Here is a 2,638-nt window from a genome sequence, read left to right as displayed (position 1 = left end):
GAATTTCTAATTCACAACCCGAAAATCGTATTGAGAACAACCTGTTTATAGAAGGAGAAGTTGTAGGGGTTTCTCAAGGTAATAGATGGCTGCTTTTTAACACGCCTGATGGAGAACCTCTTGCAGATAGAATATCAAGACTTGCTTTAAGATACCTTACAAGAGTACGTTATAAACAACCGCCTTGGAGTTACAGGTACCCTCAGCTGGTTAATATGTTATATAAAGAAAAACCTGTGGGATGGGCGATGGACAATTTTATAGAACGGAATATAAACACAGGTGGACCTTTTATTTCTATTGCCTCCGGTATTAAGAACGATAATATTATAAGAAACAACTGGGATGGTGAGGATATCCTTTTTGTAGATAAAGAAAATCTAAATTTTACTCTTAGACCAGGATTTTCTGGGTATGGGCTAACAGGATGCGACCCTATATCTCAAAAAAATATAGGTGTATATGAAAGCCCATTAAGAGCAACTTGGCCTGTTAAGAGAGGTAAAGAAGAGATCGGTAAATATTATAATCCTGACTATAGCCCGTTAACACAAGCGAATAGAACAGTTATGGTACCTGTAAAAAGAATTAGCCCACCTGCATATTATACTGTACAAAAAAGAAGAACTCCCATAACAATAGATGGTAAACTTGATAAAACTGAATGGGGCGAATTGAACCTTAACCAATCCATTGTTGTAGGGAAAGAACATATGGGGTTAGATACTAAGTGTGCAAAATCGTATGCTTGGGTTAAGTATGATAATGATAACCTATATATAGGTATGAAACACGACCCTGACCCGTTTGTTGAGGGTATGTTGCCTCGAGTGAAAAACCATCAACCCTGGTTTGAGGTAGGTATAGAAACACAACTCGGTACCCATAGCCACGGATGGTGGATAGATGATATGGTAACTGGGCCTATATATATTTTAACAGGTAAAATTGATGGAGAGTTTGTCGTACACAACCCTTTCAAGATGCCTTATGAAAGAGTCAAAAAACTTGAGAGCACCATTGAGTATAAAGTTTCTGTTTTGAACAATGAAACAAAAGAGTGGACCTCCGAGATGAAGATACCTCTTAGAGAGATTGGTATTAATCCGCAAGAGGTGGAACAACTTGCGTTTAGTTTAGGTACATATAAAAAAGCTGGGTTTTTTAACTGGATACCTACCGGGACACAATTATGGCGAGTTGAGAACGCTGGGTTTATTAAGTTTGAAAAATAAAATAAGTAGCAAGGAATTGGTTTTTATTTATTAGAGAATTCTTAAAACCCCTGTTGCGTCAAATAGAAATCTATATAAAGGCATAATCGTTATGCCATTTTAAAATCTATTTTAACGCAAGTTGTTTTTTCTTCTTTTCTTCGAATCTGTTTTTATAGAACTGATTTTTTGTTACTACCTTAAAAAGCAATCTTTGTAAGTCTATCAGATTGTTTTGTAATACAACGGGATTAAGAGTCTCATATTGATTTTTGAGATTTTCTTTTATACTTTCTGCAATATTTGGGCAACATAAGATTCTCTGATAAGGGGTTGTCGCAATATCATACTTTTTACTTACTTTACTGCCTTTACGGATTTTTTCTATAAGTTTCATTTGTGGTTGAAAGTAGTTTGTATAAAGCCTCAAGTTTTCGTATATTTTGTTTAATAGAAAGATTTCATGGTCTTTTTCGTAACGCCAGTAACCAACCGTTTTTCTTACTATATGCCAGTTTTTTTGTTCTATGTAACAACTATCGTTTTTCCTATAAGGTCTTGATCTGGTAAAGGTTATTTTCTCTTCTTCACAGTACTTTTGTAAATGAGCATTTATAAACTCGCTACCATTGTCAGAATCTAACCCTAATATAGGAAATGGAAAGTTTGAAATAGATTTTTTTAATCCTGCAAATACATATTTTTGACTCTTGTTTTTTACTCCAATAGTTTCTGTCCAACCAGTATGTATATCGGTCATACTAAGGGTTTGAGCATGCATCCCTTCCACTTTTCCACCATCATGACTTACCAAATCCTTTTCCAGAAAGCCAGCTTGTTTCTCATCCCATTCAGAAAAGGTGCGTATCGGTATTTGATGTTTTAATAACATACCAGGTTTTGTCCGACTTTTGCCTTTCAATTCCATTTTCTTCTTCTCTTCCTTCAATAATCTATCTATAGTTCTTGGGCTTATCTTTAAAAGTTTCTCTCTTGTTTCTGCGTCTAAAATTATCTCTTTATGTTTTTCTAATACCCTAACTATCTCTTGCATGTAATCGGCTAGCCTTGTCCCACAAGGATAGTTTAAAATACACCATACTTTCTTTAAAACTATCTGCACTTTTTCATCATAAATTCTTTTACCTTTACGATTGCTTGTTTTACCATAACTTTGCCATTCTCCGACAAAAATTATACGTTTCTTACCTGTATATATTACTACTTTTTTTCCCCAATTCCTTAATATCCAGCTTGCATAACATCGGGTATAATTTGTTAGAGATACAAAAAGATCTAATATCTTTCCCTTTTCTTTCTTTCCTGCTTTTTGATACCGTTGTGCCATCTTTTTACTTATCTTCTTTTTCTCTTTCATCATTAGCCTCTCTGACTCCATTTACTACCTCCCTGTTTTCTTTTTT

General features: G+C 34.6%; 2 protein-coding genes. One reads left to right on the top strand and one right to left on the bottom strand.

Annotated elements, in window-relative coordinates; all coding sequences use genetic code 11:
* On the top strand, positions 1-1,235 hold a 1,235-nt coding region (locus tag M0P98_09520; GenBank protein MCK9267084.1), incomplete at its 5' end, for a hypothetical protein.
* A 106-nt stretch (positions 1,236-1,341) separates the two neighbouring features.
* On the opposite strand, the gene M0P98_09515 is transcribed toward M0P98_09520, so the two are convergent.
* A complete protein-coding gene (locus M0P98_09515; protein MCK9267083.1) occupies positions 1,342-2,613 on the bottom strand; it encodes a transposase family protein in 1,272 nt (423 codons plus the stop codon).
* Positions 2,614-2,638 lie beyond the last annotated feature (25 nt).

The sequence above is a fragment of the bacterium genome (assembly GCA_023230585.1).
In the GTDB taxonomy this organism is placed as follows: Bacteria; Ratteibacteria; UBA8468; order B48-G9; family JAFGKM01; genus JALNXB01.
This window is presented reverse-complemented; position numbering and strand designations above follow the sequence as displayed.

What these genes read in the sequence shown, in the direction of transcription:
- M0P98_09515 (MCK9267083.1), bottom strand. Translation starts at nt 2,613, where the DNA reads ATGGAGTCAGAGAGGCTAATGATGAAAGAGAAAAAGAAGATAAGTAAA.